Genomic DNA, 20,714 nt, shown 5'->3' with positions numbered 1-20,714 from the left:
AAACTTATGTAAGTGGAGAAGAGTAATTTGAAATGGTATTATGCTCGCCAAAATTTTAATTTGAATATTAATGATTAGGTATTAAAAATGAAAAAAGATATTTTCAAGTCAGTAACTTTACCCAATGGAGTGGCATTAAAAAATCGCATTATGATGGCGCCTATGACCACTTGTTCAGGGTTTTATGAAGGATCAGTTACCAATGATTTAATCGAATATTATCGAGCAAGAGCCGGAGAAATAGGCACAATTATTGTTGAATGTGGCTTTGTTGACAATAAAGGATTAGCCTTTCCTGGTGCAATCGGTCTAGATAGCGATGATAAAATTGAAGGTCTTGCTAAAATAGCTCAAGCTATTAAAGAAAAAGGTTCAAAAGCAGTTATTCAAGTTTATCATGGCGGTAGAATGGTTGAACCAAAACTTATTGGTGGTCAAACGCCTGTTGGTCCAAGTGCTATTGCTGCCCCAAGACCGGGAGCTGCTACACCGATAGAATTAACTGCCGATGAAGTTGATCAAATGGTTGATAAGTTTGGTCAAGCAGTGCGTCGAGCTATTCAAGCTGGTTTTGATGGCGTGGAAATTCATGGTGCTAATACTTATTTGATTCAACAATTTTATTCACCAAATTCAAATCAACGAAATGATAAATGGGGTGGCAGTCGCGATAATCGAGCTCGATTTCCACTAGCGGTTTTAGATATCACCTATAATATGGTCAAACAATATGCAAATTCAGACTTTATTGTTGGTTACCGATTCTCTCCAGAAGAAATAGAAGAGCCAGGAATTCGTTTTGATGATTCAATGTATTTACTTGAAAAGCTTGCGGAGAAAGGCTTAGATTATATTCACTTTTCAATGGGGGCTATTTTAAGACCTTCGATAGTTGATACTCAAGATCCAACACCATTAATTAATAAATATATAGCAATGCGTTCAGAAACTTTAGCTAAAATTCCTGTTGTTGGGGTGGGTAACGTTGTTAATGAAAGCGATGTTAGAGCTGCATTAGATAATGGATTTGACTTTGTTGCTGTTGGCCGAGCGTGTATTGCTTATCCAGATTGGACTGATCGCATCATGAAAGGTGAAAAATTAGAACTATTCATCAATAGTGATAAACGAGAAGAACTTAATATTCCCGAACCTTTGTGGCATTTTTCACTTGTCGAAAGTTTAATTCGTGATGTGAATTTAAATGTTAAAAAGTTTAAACCTGGTAATTATCAAGAAAAAGTTAATGATGAGTCTTATGAATTTGTGATTAATGTTGAGCTTGGTAAAGATTTTATCAAAGATATGCAATTAGTTAATGCCAATAATTTTGATAATGAGATATTAAATAATTTTTCAGAAATTAAGCATCGCATTATTGAGTCAAATAGTCCTCATGTAGATGCGATTTCTGGTGCTACATCACAAAGTGAAGCCTTCAAAAAAGCAGTTACTAAGGCGATGGCTCAATCAAACAAAGAAGCGATTATTGCTGAAGGTGGTGATCCAAATGCCAAAGCCTATGATGTTGTTGTTGTCGGTAGTGGTGGTGCCGGTCTTGCTGCAGCGATTCAAGCCCATGACCTTGGTGCTAATGTTGTTGTGATTGAAAAAATGTCAGTTATTGGCGGTAATACCAATAAAGCTTCAGCAGGTATGAATGCTGCGGAAACCAAATTCCAAAAACTTAAAGGTATTGTCGATAGTAAAGATCTGTTTTATCAAGAAACCATGATTGGTGGTAAAAACAAAAATAATCCAGAACTATTACGCTATTTTGTTGAGAATGCGCCTGATGCTATTGATTGGTTAGATAATAATGGCATTGAACTCAGCGGTATTACAACTACTGGTGGTATGAGTATTGATCGTACTCATCGTCCTGCAAGTGGTGCTGCAGTCGGCGGTTTTTTAATTAGTGGTTTAGTTAAAAATATTAACCGACGTGGCATTGAAGTAATGCTTGATTGTAATGTTACTGAAATTATTACTGAAAATCATAAAGTTGTTGGTGTTAAAGTGACTGAAGAAGATGGTTCAATACAAACCATAAAAGCTAAAGCAGTTATAATTGCTACCGGTGGTTTTAGTGCCAATCATGAAATGGTTGAAAAATATCGTCCAGATCTTAAAGGATTTGTCACCACCAATCACAAAGGAGCAACTGGCTCTGGTATTATGATTTTAGAAAAATTAGGTGCCGGAACAGTGGATATGAAAGAAATTCAAATTCATCCGACTGTTGAGCAGACGACATCTTACTTAATTTCTGAATCAATTCGTGGTGGTGGTGCGATTTTAGTATCACAAAAAGGTGAACGTTTTGTTAATGAATTAAATACACGTGATAAAGTTTCTGCCGAAATCATTAAGTTGCCTGAACATTATTCGTATATTTTATTTGATCAACAAATTCGCGATGAAAATAAATCTGTTGAGGAATATGTATCGCAAGATCTAACTGTACAAGCTGATTCAATTAATGAGTTAGCACAAAAACTGTCAATTGATGCGAATACCTTACATAAAACCATTGAACGATATAATCATTTTGTTAATAACAAACAAGATGAAGATTTTGGCCGAACTACTGGTTTACGTCATCCAATTGATAAAGCACCTTTTTATGCGATCAAAATTGCTCCAGGTATTCATCATACTATGGGTGGGGTAACGATTAATACTGAAACCCAAGTTCTTGATACCGAGAAAAATGTTATCAGTGGGGTATTTGCGGCTGGTGAAGTTGTTGGTGGTGTACATGGCGCCAATCGTATCGGTGGTAACGCCGTAGCTGATATTATCATTTTTGGTATGCAAGCAGGTAAACAAGCTACAGATTATATTCATCAATAACTGAATAGCAATTTTTGAATGCATCATTCACGCTATGAATATACTCAAGCTATGATGGGAACAACGGTATCATTAATGCTTTTTGAGCCTAATGAAACCGTTGTGCAACATGTTTTTAATACCATTAATCAGCTTGAAAATAAATTAACGGTTAATAGACCCGTATCGGAAGTTATGTCAATCAACAATGCGGCAGGAAAGCATCCGATAAGAGTTAGTCATGCCGTTTATTCGCTTATTGAGCAAGCTTGGAAAGTCAGTTTAATGCCAGATAGTTGCTTTAATGTTGCTATTGGCCCCTTAGTTAAACTTTGGAAGATTGGTTTTTCTGGACATCAGGTCCCCGATCCCGAGCAAATTGTTGAAAAAAGATCTTTGATTGATCCTAATAATATTGAATTAGATCCTAATTCTTGTTCGGTATTTTTAAAAAAAGTAGGCATGGAGATTGATTTAGGCGCAATAGCCAAAGGTTATATTGCCGATGTGATTAAACTTGTTTTGCAACAGCACCAAGTTTATCAGGCAATAATAAACTTAGGAGGTAATGTGCTAACTATAGGCGACTCACCCATTGACGCTACAGGTTATTGGCACATTGGGTTAAAAAAACCCTTTTCCTCAATCGAAAATGAGTTAGTGGGTCTTATTAAAGTAAAAAATAAATCTGTTGTTACATCAGGAATTTACGAACGTTACTTTATTGAAAATCAAAATGTTTATCATCACATTCTGGATTCTAAAACGGGTTATCCCTTAGATAATGAGTTAGAAAGTATTACCGTTATTTCGGATACATCCCTTGAAGGTGATATTTATTCAACAATCTTATATGGATTTGGTATTGAAAAGACTAAACAATTATTGAAAAATCAGCAAAATTTATCTGCTATATTTTTATTGAAGGATAAAACAATAAAGATAGTCAATCCTGATAATTTTGCTTTTGAACTGCTCAATAGAGAATATGAAGTAATCTAAATATTGCGAATAAAATAAAGATTTTACAAATTATATCATTTCATTATCAATTTGATTAAATTGATATTTAATTTAAAAGGAAATATTATGAGTACAGTAAAAAAACCGCCAGTTAAATGGCTTCCTCTTATTATTATTGCAGGGATATCGGCAATATTGTGGCTTTTTATATCTCCACCAGAAGGTATTAGTTTAGAAGGTTGGCGAACAAGTATTATATTTGTGGCAACCATCGCTTGTATCGTGGCAGAAATCATGCCTATAGGTGCAATTGGATTATTAGCTATTACGGTATTTGCTGTTCTAAGACCATCAGGAGCGACAACCGCTGCCGAATCAGTCAAAATATCATTAAGTGAATTAAACAGTAGTTTAATTTGGTTGATTGTTATTGCGTTTATGATAGCTCGAGGGTTTATTAAAACTGGTTTAAGTAAACGTATGGCTTATTTTTTAGTTAAAATTTTAGGTAAAAATACCTTAGGTTTAGCCTATGGGTTATCAGTAACGGATGTTGCATTAGCACCAGCGATTCCAAGTACTACGGCTCGAGCTGGTGGTGTAATTTATCCAATTGCTGAAGCATTAGCAATCAACTTTAATTCAAATCCTAAAGATGAATCAAGAAATCGTATTGGTACTTTTTTAATGCTAACCATAAGCCACGTTAACGACATTACTTCGGCAATGTTTTTAACAGCTTTTACTGGTAATTTATTAGCGGCAAAATTAGTGACTTCATCACTTGGTATCACTTTGGGTTGGGGACAATGGTTTATTGCGGCAATTGTTCCTTGTTTAGTGTCATTTGTTGTTATTCCTTTAGTTATTTATTTCTTAACTAATCCAGAATTGAAAAAAACACCTGAAGCACCAAAATTAGCTGCTGAAGAACTTAAGAAAATGGGTTCAATTACCTTAAAAGAAATCATTATGGGTTCTACAGTCGTTTTATTATTAGCACTTTGGATTTTTGGTAAAAATATTGGTATCGATTCAACGACAACCGCATTTATTGGTTTAACTATTCTAATTTTAACTGGTGTTTTAAGTTGGGATGATATTAAAGGTGAAAAAGCTGCTTGGGATACATTAATCTGGTTTGCGGCTTTATTAATGATGGCAGGTCAAGTCAACAAACTTGGTGTCACTAAATGGTTAGGCGATACCATTGGCTCTGCAGTGAAAGGGCATTTAGGGGATAGTAGTTGGATTTTTGTTATCATTATTTTATGCGTTGCTTATGTTTATTTACACTATTTCTTTGCCAGTGGTAATGCACATATTGCAGCTCTGTTCCCAGTGTTCTTATCCGTTGCTATTGCCTTAGGGGTACCGCAATTAATTGCTATTTTTGCTTTAGTCATTTGTACCAATTACTTTGGTTCTCTAACCCAATTTGCTAATGCTCGAAATCCATTATTATTTGCTGAAGGCTTCGTACCTGTAAAAACTTGGTGGAAAGTAGGCTTTATTTGTAGTGTAGTTAATCTAATTATTGTATTCACCATCGGTATTTTATGGTGGAAAATTATTGGATTAGGTTAAAACCTCTATAATCTACTTTTATCGACAAATAAAAACCGCCATTTTTAGGCGGTTTTTTTATTGTAATCAATTGAAAAATCTCAAAAGGTTTCAATAGATAATTTCCAATTATTAACCGCTTTCCAATATTTTTGCTCTTGTTCCAAATCTAATAGAATCAGCCTATTATTTTCAACAAACAGCTTATCTATTGCTAGTGTCACTTTGGTGAACTTTTCTTGCGACAAAGTTAACTTGAAAGCATCAAGATCTAGATCGGTACTGCGTTGATTGTTTATGAGTATTGATAATCTGAGAATTTGCAACATGGCAATAATATGTTTAAATTCAAACAAACTAAAATAAGGAAACTCTTCTATATTAATCGATTTTCGATGGTAACGAACCAATGTTGATAACAATAATTGTTGTTCTTCATTAAATCCAGGTAAATCACTATTTTTTAGAATATAACTAGAATGTTTATGGATAGAAGAAAAGTTAATTTTTAAACCTACCTCATGCAATTGCGCAGCCCAATATAAAATGGATTCAACACTTTGAGGTATGATCATGGATGATTGTGCTTTCCATTGAGAAAAAAAGTATTTTGCCGTTTTTACAATTTGTTTAGCATGGCGCTCATCAATATTATAGTGTTGCGATAGCGATTCAGCTGTTGTTTGTCTGATATCTCGATAGTTCGGCCCATCAATAAGTTCGTAAAGAACACCTTCACGTAAAGCACTCGGACTAAATTGTAATTCTTTTAAACCTAATGCATTAAAGACGCCACTGAAGATGGCTAGCCCACTTACAAAAACATTTTTTCTTTCCTCGGATAGAGATGGGAAATCAATTTCATGAAAATCATTAAATTCTAATACGTAACTGATTAAATCATCCAAACGTTTAGGGGTGATAATTCCGTCACTAACTCCAATATCGAGTAAAATTTTATAAATGCTTTTAATGGTACCGGAGGTACCGAAAGCAGCACTAATATTCTGTTTTTTTATTAAGTTAATTAAATTTTCAATTTGTTGTTCTGCAGCTAGTTTTGCTTGTTGAAATGAATGGTAATCGATTTTCTTTTGCGGAAAGAATTGTTTAGTATAAGTGACACACCCCATTGGTCTGCTAGCTACTAGTATTGGTTTTAAATCATTACCTTTACCAATAGCAATTTCAGTAGAGCCACCACCAATATCAACCACGAATTTGCTATCATTTTCATTGGTTGACTCTGCAGTCATTGTACCTAGATAAATAAGTCTAGCTTCCTCTTGACCAGAAATGATTTCAATAGGGTAAGGTAATATTTTAGCTGCTTCGTTTAAAAATTTAAGTCTATTTTTCGCAATTCGTAAAGTATAAGTAGCGACAATTCTTACATTTTCGGCTGGAAATCCATTTAATCGTTCAGCAAATAAAGCTAAACATTCAATACCGCGATTAATACTTGATTCACTTAATTCGTTATATTCATTTAACCCAGTAGCAAGATGAATATTCTTTTTATGTTTATATATGATTTGTCTAGCCCCATCGATATTGCGAGCGATGATCATATGAAAACTATTAGAGCCTAAATCGACGACAGCATATTCATTAAATTTATTCACGTTAAAATCCTTATACCGATGATTCCATGTGTTTTAAATAGTCATAAATGGCATGTTGTGCTCTTATTTTTTTCTTATTGCCTCGTTGTACATAATTATTCATATTATCTTTATCGATGATTCTTGCTTTGACATTATCATTGCATTGCAAGTTAAAGATATCATGTATAGTAGATTTTAATACTGGATCAAAAATTTTAACGCCTACTTCAATTCGATTATCTAAGTTACGAGGCATCCAGTCTGCTGATGAAATATAAGTGTCTTTTTTACCATCGTTTTCAAAAATATATACGCGAGCGTGCTCTAAATATTGATCGACAATACTCGTTACATAGATGTTTTCACTTAAATTAGGAATTTGAGGAACTAACACACAAGTCCCCCTAACAATCATTCTAATATTTACACCTGCACATGAAGCTCGATAAAGTTGGTCAATCATCTCTTTATCGGTGATCGCATTCAATTTTAAATAAATACCAGAAGGTTTTCCTGCTTTGGCATTATTAATTTCACGTTCAATAAACTCATAAAAACGTTGGCGAGTATTTTGTGGAGATACCAGTAAGTGATTAAACGAAACAGGTTTAAATGGATTTTCAATGAAATTAAATACTTTAATAACTTCATCGGTAATGGCTGGATCAGACGTTAATAGAGAAAAATCAGTATAGACTCGTGCTGTTTTTTCATTAAAGTTACCTGAGCCAATATGTGCATAGCGAACAATTCTATCTTCTTCTCGTCGATCAATTAAAAATAATTTAGCATGGATCTTGAGTTTTGGTTGTGAATAGATAACTTTAATACCACTACGAATTAATCTTTTAGCCCATTTTATATTTGCTTCTTCATCAAAGCGAGCCTGAAGTTCAACCACTACTGTAACTTTTTTACCATTATTGGCGGCATTAATGGCTGCGTGTATAAATCGTGAATCTTTCGCAACCCGATAAATATTCATGCGAATATGGGTCACAGCTGGATCGAAAGAGGCTTGACGCATGATCTCAAGTACATGACCAAATGAATAATAAGGATAGTAGAGCAATACATCTCGATCCTTAATTGTCGCAAAAGCATTCCTAAATTTTTTAAATCGATTATAAGCAAGACTAGGTAAACGTTTATTAAGTAAATTTTTAACCCCTAAATCAGGAAAATTAGCTAAATCTTTAAAATTAGGATAACGTCCGCCCGGCATTGCATCTTGTTCTGTTAATCTTAATTTATTAATCAATAATTCAAATAATGCTTTAGGCATATCTTTTTGATAGGTAAAGCGCACTGGTTGTGCGGTTAAACGTTGTTTCAAACCTTGTGACATTAATTCTAGTAAACTATCGAGTTCACTATTTAATTCATATTCAGCATCACGATTAATGTTGATTGAATAAGCATTTAATTCAACAGCATCAAAAAAGACTTTGAAAATATCGTCTAAACAGTAACGTAAAATATTATCTAAAAATATGATTGATTTGTTTTTGGTTGAGAATTCCGATGGTAATAATACAAAACGAGGAGCATTGTCGGTAGGTAGCTCCAATAAGGCATAACTAATATTGTCTTTACAAATAATTTCCACCGCCAAATAAGCATGATCATCTTTGAGAAATTGGATCAATTCGGTATGACTATCAAGAAGAATAGGGGTGATATATTGTCTTAAATTTTGTTTATAGTAATTTTTTATCCAATTTTCTTGATAACTGGTAAGTTGCCTTTCATTTATTAGAAAAATCTGGTTTCTGGCCATTTCTAATAAGAGTTCGTTATAGAGCTGATCAAATTGTAACTCAAGTTGAATAACCTTTTGGTTAACTTGTCTTAATAAATGTTTCGCATTGGAGGTAGATTGAGATTGTTCTTGCTCAATAAGAACATATTTTTTTAAGTTTGCAAATTGAACTTTATAAAATTCATCTAGATTACTGGAGTAAATACCTAAAAAACGGATTCGTTCTATAAGAGGATTACTTTCGTCAGCTGCCTCTTGTAGTACACGTTGATTAAAGGATAACCAACTGAGTTCTTTGGGTAAATATACTTTTTCTATAATCATGTCTTATTTGGTCCATTCCACAAATTGAATATCTAACAGCATAACGGAAGTTAAAAAAAAAGCTAGCATATCGCTAGCTTTTTATCATTCATTTAAACAAATTTAAAATGATTAGATGCGGTGTACCGAAGTTGTATTAGTAGTACCACTTGGAACCAATGCACCTGATACCATAACAATAGTATCGCCTTGTTTTGCGTTACAAACTTTAACCGCCATTTCTTTACCTAAACGGTAGAAATCATCAGTTGAATTAATCGCATCAATTAAAATTGGTTCAACACCTTTAGATAATGCTAATTGATTAACTGTTTTTTGACTTGAAGATAGCGCTAAAATACGAGCTGTCGGGAAGTAATGACGAAGTTCACGAGCAGATTTACCACTACGAGTAGCAACAACAATTAATGGCACATTTAAACGTTCAGCAATTTCAACTGCACCACAACATACTGCAGCAGTAATACGTAATGTTTCTTCTTTGGTTGTTAATTCAAGTTTAGCTGGAATAGTACCATCAGTACGTTTACAGATAGTAGCCATCACATTTACTGCTTCAAATGGATATTTACCTTTAGCACTTTCACCTGATAACATAACTGCGTCAGTTCCATCAATGATTGCATTAGCAACGTCACCAGCTTCAGCACGAGTAGGACGAGGGTTTTTAATCATTGAGTCTAACATTTGTGTTGCAGTAATAACTGGTTTTGACGCTTTATTACATTTTTTGATCATCATTTTTTGAGCAAAAATAACTTCTTCAACAGCGATTTCCACACCTAAGTCACCACGAGCAACCATGATACCGTCAGAAGCTTCTAAAATTTCATCAAAATTATCTAAACCTTCTTGGTTTTCAATTTTAGAAATAATTTTGATTTCTTCACCACCGTGAGCTTTAAGATGAGCACGGATATCTTCAACGTCAGAACGTTTACGAATAAAAGATGCAGCAATAAAGTCAACGCCTTGCTCACAACCAAAAATTAAATCATTTTTATCTTTTTCAGCAAGTGCCGGTAATTTAATAGAAACACCCGGTAAGTTAATACCTTTATTTTCACCTAAATCACCATTATTTAATACTTTACAAACAACTTCATTACCGTTAATTTCGACAACGTCCATAGCGATTAAACCATCATCAACTAATACACGATTGCCTGGTTTAAGATCTTGAGCAAAACCTTTATAAGTAACCGCAACACGTTCTGAATTACCAACTACGGTTTCATCGGTAGTAAAAGTGAAAGTTTGACCAGCAACAAGTGATACATCATTACCGCCTTCTAACTTAATAGTACGGATTTCTGGACCTTTAGTATCCAACATAATCGCCGCTTTTAAGCCTGTTTCTTGCATTACTTCACGTAAATTTTTGATTCGATTACCGTGTTCTTCATAATCACCATGAGAGAAGTTTAAACGCATTACATTCATGCCTGCATTTAATAATTTGGTTAACATCTCTTTTGATTCTGATTTTGGTCCTATAGTACAAACAATTTTTGTCTTTTTCATAATATTATCACTACTTGTTAAGGTTAATGTTTAAATTTCATATAAACTGGGTATATGTCTAAATGCAAAATATTCTTATTGGATTGAAAGGGATATAAGAAGGATCGAGTAACTGAAAAATAGTTACTTAATTTTATTTCAGTATCTGAAAAATTGACTATTTTCATTAAAATATAGACCCTCAAAAAACTGGCTTCATTATAGACTTAACTCTATTTTAAATAAAGTTTTTTTATCATCAAATCTGTTTTAAGTTTATACAATTAGTAAAGATAACAGATTGGATAATAACAATAGATTTTATAAAAATTTTGAGGAAAGGGGTTTTTTAGTTACATATAATCTTTTAATTGAAAGATAAGTGTGTCTTGGTTATTTTTTAGCACTAATTTAGTGTCAATTAATTGAATATTTGCCCCATCAATAATCAGTTTTTTAATCACATTATCGAGTAAATCTAATTGTTTGTTCTGACATTTAATGTTGGTCATATTGATTATCTGGCCTTTGATCATATTATTTTCAAGTTTGATTTGAGCTGAAAATTCACTACACATTTTTCCAATCATAATCATATTTTCGCCAAATTCTAAATCAGCTTTTTTGAAAACAGGCAAGCTCAAACCATTATTTTGCATCAGGACATAATGATGATGCATAAGATCCTGTTCTGTGATGCTATTAGACGAAGTGCACCCACTTAAGTTAAATATTACCGAAACTGATAATAGTAATAGTGATTTCTTCATTTAATCTCCTATAAATAAAGAATATTTGCTATAATTTACAATAATTATAATTGTAAATAATATACTCAACGCCTTATGGTATCTCAACAACAATTAAACAAATTGTCGTCAATGACTTTCTTAGATCAACTAAAAATAAGAAAGCTTATTAATAAAAAACAAAATATTGCTGAAATCGAATCAGCAATAAATTTAGCTATTGAACATTATAATATTCGATTACAATCTTTACCTAATCATATTGATTTTCCTAGTAATTTACCTGTAGTTGAAAAAAAACAGGCTATTTATGAAGCAATTAAACATCATCAAGTAGTCATCATTGCTGGCGAAACAGGCTCAGGTAAGACCACACAAATTCCCAAAATATGTCTAGAATTAGGGCTAGGTGTTAAAGGCTATATTGGTCATACTCAACCTAGAAGATTAGCCGCTCGTTCGGTAGCTAACCGTATTGCTGAAGAATTAAAGACGGAAATAGGGCAATTAGTCGGCTACAAAGTTAGATTTTCAGACCATGTAAGTGATAGTACATTGGTTAAATTGATGACTGATGGAATTTTATTAGCAGAAATTCAACAAGATAAGCTCTTACTGCAATATGATACTATCATTATTGATGAGGCCCATGAACGTAGTTTAAATATAGATTTCATTTTAGGATATTTAAAACAACTATTACCTAAGCGTCCTGATTTAAAAGTTATTATTACTTCGGCAACAATAGATGTTGAACGTTTCTCTAATCATTTCAATCATGCTCCGATAATTGAAGTATCTGGCAGAACCTATCCGGTTGAAGTTAGGTATCGGCCAGTGATTTTTAGTGAGGATTCTGAAAGTGATAAAAACAGTGATTTTCAACCGATCATTAATGCTATTGATGAGCTTTCATTGGAAAGTGCTGGTGATATACTCATTTTTCTAACGGGAGAACGTGAAATACGAGATCTTGCCGATACATTAAGAAAATTAGAATTGAAACATACTGAAATTCTACCTTTATACGCAAGACTATCGGCATCAGAACAAAATCGCATTTTCCAACCGCATAATGGACGACGGATTGTATTAGCAACTAATGTTGCTGAAACGTCGTTAACTGTTCCAGGCATTAAATATGTTATTGACCCCGGTTTAGCCAGAATTAGTCGTTATAGCTATCGTACTAAAGTACAACGATTACCAATTGAACCAATTTCTCAAGCATCGGCAAATCAAAGAAAAGGGCGTTGTGGTAGAACATCGGACGGTATTTGTATTCGGCTTTATGATGAACAAGATTTTTTATCAAGACCTGAATTTACAGAACCAGAAATATTACGAACAAATTTAGCTTCAGTTATATTACAAATGACATCATTAGGATTAGGTGATATTGCTGCTTTTCCGTTTGTGGAATCACCTGATTCTAGGTATATTCGTGATGGTATACGACTATTAGAAGAACTTGGAGCTATTTATACTAAACATCATCATTATCACTTAACTGATATAGGTCGAATTTTATCTCAGTTGCCTATAGATCCTCGATTAGCGAGAATGTTAGTTGAAGCAAGGCAATTAGGTTGTATAAAAGAAGTGATGATTATTACAGCAGCATTATCAATACAAGATCCTAGGGAACGTCCATTTGATAAACAGCAAGCTTCTGATGAAAAACATCGACGATTTGCCGATAAAGAATCAGACTTTATCTCTTTTATTAATTTATGGAATTATATTGCCAGTCAACAAGCAGAATTATCGGGTAATCAATTTAGACGCTTATGTCAAAAAGAATACCTCAATTATCTGCGTATTCGTGAATGGCAAGATGTTTATACGCAAATTAGGCAAACAGTTAAACAACTAGCATTTCCGATCAATAGCCAATTACCGGATTATCGTTCATTACACATTGCACTATTAAGTGGTTTATTATCGCATGTTGGGATGAAAGAAATCGAAAAACATGAATATATTGGTGCCCGTAATATCAAATTTGCTATTTTCCCTAATTCAGCGATTTTTAAAAATCAACCAAAATGGTGTATAGCTAGTGAATTAGTTGAAACCAGCCGATTGTGGGGCAGAACTGCAGCCAAAATTGAAGCTGAATGGATCGAACCAATAGCTAAACATTTAGTTAAATACAGTTACAGTGAACCGAGATGGTCTAAAAAACAAGGCACAACCATTGCAAACGAAAAAGTCACTTTATACGGATTACCAATTGTTGCTAGTCGTACGGTTAATTACAGTAAAATTGATCCAATATTAAGTCGCTCTTTATTTATACGCCATGCGTTAGTGGAAGGTGATTGGCAAACTAACCACAGTTTTTATAAGCAAAATCAAAAATTAATCAATGAAGTTGAAGAGCTTGAGCATAAGTCTCGACGTCAAGATATTCTAATTGATAATGATGACCTATATAATTTTTATGATGAACGAATAGATAAATCAGTGATTTCTGCAAAGCATTTTGATACATGGTGGAAAACTAAACAAAAAATTGATCCAGAATTTCTCAATGTCGAAAAAAATATGTTGATCAAAAAGTCTGCACAACCGGTAAAAGTGAATGATTATCCAGATTTTTGGTATCAAGACAACTTAAAGCTACCTTTGAGTTATCAGTTTGATCTTGGTAATGCGCGTGACGGTGTCACAATTACTATTCCACTCAACATCCTTAATCAGATAAAAAATAGTGGTTTTGATTGGCAAGTTCCTGGTTTTCGCTATGATTTAATCATTTCATTAATCAAATCATTACCTAAATCATTACGTAAAAGTTTGGTACCTGCACCAAATTATGCTGAAGCTTTTTTGAATAGAGCCAATTCAACAGCATCGCCGTTACTTGAAACGTTACAAAATGAATTTAGAAAAATGACAGGTACTAGGATTGAGCCTTCAGATTGGCAACTTGATCAAGTACCTAGTTACTTAAAGATGAATTTCAGTATTGTTGATCATAATCGTGAAATAGCTTTCGGTAAAGATTTAGTTAAGATTCAAGAACAACTTAAAACAGAAGTTCAACAAGCGTTATCATCTTTAACCCAGAAAAAATCGGTTAAAATAGAAAAGAACAACATTATTGATTGGGATTTTGGTTCTTTACCAACAATCTATGAAGAAAAACAAAACAATTACATAATTAAAGCTTATCCAGCGATTATTGATAATCAACATTCAGTTAGTATCAAACTTGTTGATTCGTTGGAAGAACAAAAGCGATTAAGTAAATTAGGTATTCGTCGATTATTAATCCTCAATATTCCATCACCAATAAAATATTTACATGAAAAACTGCCAAACAAATCTAAGTTAGGCTTATATTTTAATTCATTTGGCACAGTACTTAATCTTATTGATGATTGTATTGCTTGTGGCGTTGATCATTTAATAGAAAAAAACAACCAACTTATTGATAATCAACAACAATATCAACTACTTCTAACTTATACGAAAAGCCATATCAATGAAACTGTTGTTGATATTGCTAAACAAGTAGAATCAATATTAACGTTACACTTTAATATTAATAAAAAATTAAAAGGTCGAGTAGATCTATCCCTTGCTTTTGCTTTATCTGATATAAAACAGCAAGTCAGCGAATTAGTCTATAAAGGGTTTGTTGCACAAACCGGTTATGACAAGCTTCCTGATATTTATCGCTATTTATCTGCGATTGAAAAACGTTTAGAAAAGCTTGGTTCGAATATGGCTAAAGATAGACAAGCAATGAATATAATAGAAGAAGTTAAGAATGAATATCAAACTTGGCTAAATAGTTTGCCAGAAAATCAAAAATCATTAAGTAAAGTGACTAACATTAAATGGATGATTGAAGAACTAAGAGTTAATCTTTTTGCCCAACAATTAGGAACGCCATACCCAATTTCTGCAAAACGCATAAGACAACAAATAGAGACTGTATCGACAGAGTTATAATTTTAGAATCTATAATCTGATAAGTTATGATAATAAAAAGAAGGGCGCTTAGGCGCCCATTTTTTATTATCGATAAAGATCAATAAATACCGTAATATTTGGACCTTTAGTATCATGTGCTACACGAGCAATATGGTAATATTTTGCGCCAGCCTCAATCGCACGTTTACCTGCTTGATAAGAAATTTCTTGATCAGTGACATAATAGCCTCTAAATTTCAATGTATCAAATGCAACCATTTTAGCTGCTGTAGCATCATTAAGTTCTTGAATTTTTCTTCCATCCGGTAATGTTACAGTGTAACGAGTTACTCTTTGAGGTTCTGTAGCAACAGAAGTCGTTGTTTCAGTACTTGATGATGTTGCAACTTTAGCTACAGTAGCAGTTGTTGTAGTGGTAGCCGTTTTATCGATAACTTTATTATTAAACTTATCGGCATAATATTTTTCATTGAACGCTGAAGGAGAATAATACCCTGGTTTTTCAACCTGCATTGCAGCATCACCACCTTTAGCTAAAGCTAATTGCCCCGCTTCAGAATCATAAGGAATAGCATCTTCTGGTTGTAATTTACGTTCTGGTGCATCTTTTTTGAATATATAAGCTGCAATTTGTAAATTACTACCTATTTCTGAACGTGAATCAATATAAAATCCATAAGCCCCTTGAGCTGATGCTTCTTTAGCAATTGCTTGATTAATATCATAATCGGTTGGAAAATAACCACGAATACGGACAATATTAAATGGTTCTAAACGAATTGCTTTTGATTTTGGATACTCATAAACACCTTCAAACTTACGTAAACTTTCCGTTTTTTCAACAGCTTTAGGAGCGTCTGATTTATACAATTTAGCATAAACAATTCGTAAAGTATCATTAGAAGGACTAATATTGGTAGTAGTAATATAGAAAGAAGCCGCACCTTCATTATCAGCAGCTTTTGACATAGCCATAACGTAATCGCTATCAGTATAAAAAGCACCTCGAATAGTAATGCTTTTGTAAGATTGCATGCTATTAGCTTGTTCTTCAGTTAATTGTTGTGCAGCAAATGAAGAACAGGGAATAAGAGCAATAGTCGCAGCGATAAATGTTTTCTTTAAACTTGTCATATAAAAAACCTTACAGTAAATTTTAATTAATTTAGCACAGATAAATTTAGTTACATATTTCTATTAAAGCTTCTAACTTATTAATATATATGAATTTTCCTTTGGCTGTTAAAATATTTTGTTCTTGTAATTTTGTTAAATTTCGGCTGACTGTTTCAATCGTTAATCCTAAGTAATTGGCTATATCAGCACGACTCATTGCTAGTTTAATATTTAAAGAGGTATGTCCTCTTTGCTGATATCTAAGATAAAGAGAATAGATAAAAGTAGCAAGACGTTCTTCAGATTTTTTTTGCGAATAACATAGAATTAATTTTTGATAATTATAAATATCTGTGCTTAATAACTTAAATATCAAATCACGAACATCTTTGTTACTATCAATTAATGACATTAATTCATCATAGTAAAGTTCACAAAGCAAGGTATTACCTAATGTTTGAATATTACTATTATAGACTTTAGTCGAAATAGAGTCTAAACCAACGATATCTCCAGGTAAATAAAATCCATTAATTTGTTCAGTATTTTCTGGAGTAGTGACAAACGTCTTTAATGCGCCAGAATGAACAATATAAAACTTCTTAAATGGAGTTTTTGATTTAACAACGATTTCATCTTTTAAATATGATTTTTTCCGTTCTAAAACATCACTTAGTGAATTATTAAGTAACATTGGGATACACAATCCACCAATGCTACATAATTCACAAGGAACGGAATAACTATTGCTGCGCAATGTTTTATAAATAGTATGCATATAAACCTAAATAGAACCGTTAAAGATTTTGATTGTTAAGATTACCATATTTTATGATAAAACAAAAACTAACTATATAGTTTATATTCTATTATTCAATAAATAGAAAGGGAATAGAAAATTATTATTAAATAATTAAATTACCATTTTTTGGTAAATTATTTTGATTTTTAATTTACTAAAAATCAAAATAAGTCGAGTAGGATAGAGTGATTATAGAAGATATATTTTCATTTTATATTATTTAACATAATATACATTATTCTAACTTTAACAAACTGATTTATAATGAAATTATCTCAAAAGAAAAGGGCGGTTATATTACTCCTTTAATAACTCCCAAAATAATAATTTATTTATTATTAATAACAAAAATCATTATAGTAGCACTCAACTAATGATCTTATATTAATAATTGTTTAGAAGCTTATATTTATTAAAGCATTATAAAATAAGCAATATTTGACTTGAATCAATTCTTATTGTGATAAATATTATGGATTTTATTCAATAGTTTTATGACAAAAATTATGATATAGACCCTTTTCATTAGCTAACAGTTTATATGACTAATATCGAATTGAAAGCGCTTAGGCGTTTATTTTTTCTTGATGTTGCTGATGCCGCAACATATATCGGTAAATGCTCAAAGCGAGCATGGCAATATTGGGAAAGTGGAAGCAGAAAAATTTCAGATGATGTTATAAACATCATGAATAAACTTAAAGAAGAAAGGACTGAATTACTTTTATTATTACAGACTGATAACTTATTCAGTAATTTGGTTTATTCAAGGTTAATTGATTCAGTAAAAGCTGAGCTTTATTCTAAAGGTTTTATTGATAAAATAATCTATTAAGTTTACATCATAAATAATGTATAACACTGTTTTTCTCTTTCAATTGAAATTTGAGGCTCGTTTAAAGCATACATATTTAGAAAAACATAATATACCCAGAAATTTATTTAAATTCATTAAATATCAGAAAGATAACGAAAAAAAGGAAAAAATGTTATTAGAGAGTTATGGCTAAGTTCATTTAATGACATTTTATTAGCAATTAGAGGTGCAGAAATGAATATTTATGATGATAACAAGATTAGACGATTATTGAATGATAGCTTTTTTACAATTACAAAGACGGGAAAAATGTCTTATTCACGAGCCAATAAAATTTATCAGTTTTATCGTTCATTATTAAATGATGGTTATCAATTTGTTCGTAGTTCGATGCCTCATAATACTTTCTGGCGTTATGAGCAAAATTTATTATCTATTGGTTTAAGTAAGTTGCAATTACAAAATCTGCAACAACAGAAAAATAATGTAATTCCGATGTTTAGAGTTATTGATATTGATTTTAATAAACAACGTCCAGCGTGGTATCAAGAACCGACATCATTTTATGATAACAATGAAAACCTTTTATTATTTAAATTTGCATCATGATTTAGTACCCCTCTTATAAAACTGTATTGGTGCGCATAATGTATATTATGTTAAATATAATACATTATTACGAACTCAATTCTTCTTTTAAAAAGAACTGAGTTATTCAGTAAATTTCGATTCTTTGACTATAATTATTTATTGGTCAATAAAATCAATTCACTTCCTGGTAATGGCATTTTTAAAATATGATTTTTGATTTTACCCCAAACTTGCATTTCACAGGCTTTACAATTAAATTTCAGTATTAATTCTTCATTATTATTTTGTACTAATTTCATTGGTGTTACTTTTGTTTTCACACCATGAATACCTTTAGCTTGTTTAGGACATAAATTAAACGCAAATCTCAAACAATGTTTTGTAATCATTAATGGCGCATCATCTTTAACTTCATGTGCTTCAAAAGCACTTTCAATTAGTTTAACGCCATGCTGTGCATAAAATTCTCTAGCCTTATGATTATAAATATTTGCTAAGAAGCTTAAATGCTCTTCTGGATAAATTGGCGCAGGTTCCGTTTGTGGTTTACGTAACTTTCTTTGGTAATGAGTTAGCCGTTCCAATGTTAACTTATCAATAATATCACGTCGTAATTGATTTAATTGGCTACTTGGAATAAAAAATATCTCGGTCAAATTAACCTCTAAATTAGTAAGGTAATATATCGTTTGACCAAGTTTTGATAAGCTATCTTTTATATTTTTGAGAGCTTTAACAGATTGTTCAGCTAATTCAAACTCACCTTTTAAAGCAATTTTTACACTACAGCCCTCTTCACTCGTTGCTATCAATTGAACAACATTTGATTGATTTGTCAATTCAAATGCTACACCAATTCGACGATTACTCGATTCTTTTAATAAAACTTGTTGCCAATTATGATCTAGGTTACGGTTAATTTGATAAGGTAATTTTAAGGAATGAAATACCTTAGGTAATTCATTAGGAAACACTCTATAATGATTATTAGCAATTTTTTCAACTTTATCAGCCCTGAATCCTACGATTTCACGCTTTACCAAAACGTTTAATCCATCACCATTAGTTAAAACTTTTTCAGATTTAATATCAATTGCTTGGTTAGTAACTTTCGTCATCTCACCGATAGGTAAGCCAATAAATTTAGGTGAATCAAAAGCGCCAATATTGGATTGTCTACCCCGAACAAAATAATCAGTAGCACCTCGATGAAATGTTTTATTTGGGTCTGGAGTGAATGAGTGCTGAGTTCTACCTCTTGATGCACTTACAAAATCATCCGATTTTTCTAAAATTTCATCTAGTTTTTTACGGTAAAAAGCAGTTATATTTTTTACATAACTTAAATCTTTATAACGCCCTTCTATTTTAAATGACCTAACTCCAGCTTGTATCAATTCGATTAAGTTTTCGGATTGATTATTATCTTTCATTGATAAAAGATGTTTTTCATAAGCAACAACACGACCTTGATCATCCTTTAATGTAAATGGTAAACGGCATGCTTGCGAACAATCACCTCGATTTGCACTTCTGCCCGTTTGAGCATGAGAAATATAACATTGACCTGAAAATGCAACACATAAAGCCCCATGAATAAAAAATTCTATATTGGCATCTATTTGTTGATGAATATTCGCTATTTCAGTTAAGTTTAATTCTCGAGCTAAAACTATTTGTGAAAAACCAACATCAGAAAGAAATTTAGCTTTTTCTGGGGTTCGAATATCCATTTGCGTGCTAGCATGTAAATCTATCGGCGGAATATCCATGGCTAATATGCCCATATCTTGAACAATTAAGGCATCAACTCCCGCATCATATAATTGCCAGATCAATTGCTGAGCCATCTCAAGTTCATTATCGTGCAAAATAGTATTTAATGTGACAAAAACTTTGGCATAAAAACGATGCGCAAACTCAACTAATTCGGCTATATCACTGACTGAATTACCGGCATTATGACGGGCACCGAAATGCGGGCCTCCAATATAAACTGCATCAGCCCCATGTAAGATTGCTTGTTTGGCAATGTCTATGTTTTTCGCAGGACTAAGTAATTCAAGTTTATTATTGTTGGTTTGCAGGTACATATTAAATCTCTGGGAATATTATCGATTGATAAAATAAA

13 protein-coding genes are annotated in these 20,714 nt (G+C 32.3%); 6 read left to right on the top strand and 7 right to left on the bottom strand.

Annotated elements, in window-relative coordinates:
- Positions 1-87 precede the first annotated feature (87 nt).
- The 3 genes from H3T80_RS02990 (at position 88) to H3T80_RS02980 (ending at position 5,385) form a co-directional block, all read left to right on the top strand.
- A complete protein-coding gene (locus tag H3T80_RS02990; RefSeq protein ID WP_198199900.1) occupies positions 88-2,856 on the top strand; it encodes a flavocytochrome c in 2,769 nt (922 codons plus the stop codon).
- Positions 2,857-2,874: 18 nt separating this feature from the next.
- Positions 2,875-3,837 carry an FAD:protein FMN transferase gene (locus H3T80_RS02985; protein WP_198199898.1) on the top strand — a complete coding sequence of 321 codons (963 nt, stop codon included), beginning with the start codon at positions 2,875-2,877 and terminating at the stop codon, positions 3,835-3,837.
- 87 nt (positions 3,838-3,924) lie between these two features.
- Positions 3,925-5,385 (top strand): DASS family sodium-coupled anion symporter, encoded by a 1,461-nt coding sequence (locus tag H3T80_RS02980; RefSeq protein ID WP_198199896.1) that lies wholly within the window; start codon positions 3,925-3,927, stop codon positions 5,383-5,385.
- 80 nt (positions 5,386-5,465) lie between these two features.
- Here the strand turns inward: H3T80_RS02980 and H3T80_RS02975 are convergent, their stop codons facing one another.
- The 4 genes from H3T80_RS02975 to H3T80_RS02960 all read right to left on the bottom strand — a co-directional run bounded on the left by H3T80_RS02975 (position 5,466) and on the right by H3T80_RS02960 (position 11,330).
- Positions 5,466-6,989: an exopolyphosphatase gene (locus tag H3T80_RS02975; RefSeq protein ID WP_294912508.1), complete on the bottom strand. Its 1,524-nt coding sequence runs from the start codon at positions 6,987-6,989 to the stop codon at positions 5,466-5,468.
- 10 nt (positions 6,990-6,999) lie between these two features.
- A complete protein-coding gene (gene ppk1, locus H3T80_RS02970; protein WP_110447852.1) occupies positions 7,000-9,057 on the bottom strand; it encodes a polyphosphate kinase 1 in 2,058 nt (685 codons plus the stop codon).
- A 111-nt stretch (positions 9,058-9,168) separates the two neighbouring features.
- Positions 9,169-10,581: a pyruvate kinase PykF gene (pykF, locus tag H3T80_RS02965; protein WP_086358947.1), complete on the bottom strand. Its 1,413-nt coding sequence runs from the start codon at positions 10,579-10,581 to the stop codon at positions 9,169-9,171.
- 332 nt (positions 10,582-10,913) lie between these two features.
- Positions 10,914-11,330: an META domain-containing protein gene (locus tag H3T80_RS02960; protein WP_198199889.1), complete on the bottom strand. Its 417-nt coding sequence runs from the start codon at positions 11,328-11,330 to the stop codon at positions 10,914-10,916.
- Between the two features lie 75 nt (positions 11,331-11,405).
- Between H3T80_RS02960 and hrpA the strand changes: the two genes are divergently transcribed.
- Positions 11,406-15,275 carry an ATP-dependent RNA helicase HrpA gene (gene hrpA / locus H3T80_RS02955; RefSeq protein ID WP_198199888.1) on the top strand — a complete coding sequence of 1,290 codons (3,870 nt, stop codon included), beginning with the start codon at positions 11,406-11,408 and terminating at the stop codon, positions 15,273-15,275.
- 66 nt (positions 15,276-15,341) lie between these two features.
- Here hrpA and H3T80_RS02950 read toward each other — a convergent pair whose 3' ends face one another.
- The gene (locus H3T80_RS02950) at positions 15,342-16,391 is read right to left on the bottom strand and encodes a YdgH/BhsA/McbA-like domain containing protein (RefSeq protein WP_198199887.1); all 1,050 of its coding nucleotides are present in this window, start codon (positions 16,389-16,391) and stop codon (positions 15,342-15,344) included.
- 46 nt (positions 16,392-16,437) lie between these two features.
- Entirely contained in the window at positions 16,438-17,151 is a 714-nt protein-coding gene (locus tag H3T80_RS02945; RefSeq protein WP_110447856.1) for a helix-turn-helix domain-containing protein, read from the bottom strand.
- Between the two features lie 565 nt (positions 17,152-17,716).
- Between H3T80_RS02945 and H3T80_RS02940 the strand changes: the two genes are divergently transcribed.
- Both H3T80_RS02940 and H3T80_RS02930 read left to right on the top strand, forming a co-directional pair.
- Positions 17,717-18,010 carry a DUF1870 family protein gene (locus H3T80_RS02940; protein WP_110447859.1) on the top strand — a complete coding sequence of 98 codons (294 nt, stop codon included), beginning with the start codon at positions 17,717-17,719 and terminating at the stop codon, positions 18,008-18,010.
- A 156-nt stretch (positions 18,011-18,166) separates the two neighbouring features.
- Positions 18,167-18,601 (top strand): phage/plasmid replication protein, II/X family, encoded by a 435-nt coding sequence (locus tag H3T80_RS02930; protein ID WP_198201113.1) that lies wholly within the window; start codon positions 18,167-18,169, stop codon positions 18,599-18,601.
- A gap of 134 nt (positions 18,602-18,735) precedes the next feature.
- Here H3T80_RS02930 and H3T80_RS02925 read toward each other — a convergent pair whose 3' ends face one another.
- Entirely contained in the window at positions 18,736-20,670 is a 1,935-nt protein-coding gene (locus H3T80_RS02925) for a U32 family peptidase (RefSeq protein WP_198201112.1), read from the bottom strand.
- Between the last annotated feature and the right edge of the window lie 44 nt (positions 20,671-20,714).

This window comes from Gilliamella sp. W8145 (assembly GCF_016101145.1).
GTDB lineage: Bacteria > Pseudomonadota > Gammaproteobacteria > Enterobacterales > Orbaceae > Gilliamella > Gilliamella apis_A.
This window is presented reverse-complemented; position numbering and strand designations above follow the sequence as displayed.

Excerpts from the sequence above, each read along its gene's own strand:
- H3T80_RS02990 (WP_198199900.1), top strand. The coding sequence starts at position 88 with ATGAAAAAAGATATTTTCAAGTCAGTAACTTTACCCAATGGAGTGGCA.
- H3T80_RS02985 (WP_198199898.1), top strand. The coding sequence starts at position 2,875 with ATGCATCATTCACGCTATGAATATACTCAAGCTATGATGGGAACAACG.
- H3T80_RS02980 (WP_198199896.1), top strand. The coding sequence starts at position 3,925 with ATGAGTACAGTAAAAAAACCGCCAGTTAAATGGCTTCCTCTTATTATT.
- ppk1 (WP_110447852.1), bottom strand. The coding sequence starts at position 9,057 with ATGATTATAGAAAAAGTATATTTACCCAAAGAACTCAGTTGGTTATCC.
- pykF (WP_086358947.1), bottom strand. The coding sequence starts at position 10,581 with ATGAAAAAGACAAAAATTGTTTGTACTATAGGACCAAAATCAGAATCA.
- H3T80_RS02960 (WP_198199889.1), bottom strand. The coding sequence starts at position 11,330 with ATGAAGAAATCACTATTACTATTATCAGTTTCGGTAATATTTAACTTA.
- hrpA (WP_198199888.1), top strand. The coding sequence starts at position 11,406 with ATGGTATCTCAACAACAATTAAACAAATTGTCGTCAATGACTTTCTTA.
- H3T80_RS02950 (WP_198199887.1), bottom strand. The coding sequence starts at position 16,391 with ATGACAAGTTTAAAGAAAACATTTATCGCTGCGACTATTGCTCTTATT.
- H3T80_RS02945 (WP_110447856.1), bottom strand. The coding sequence starts at position 17,151 with ATGCATACTATTTATAAAACATTGCGCAGCAATAGTTATTCCGTTCCT.
- H3T80_RS02940 (WP_110447859.1), top strand. The coding sequence starts at position 17,717 with ATGACTAATATCGAATTGAAAGCGCTTAGGCGTTTATTTTTTCTTGAT.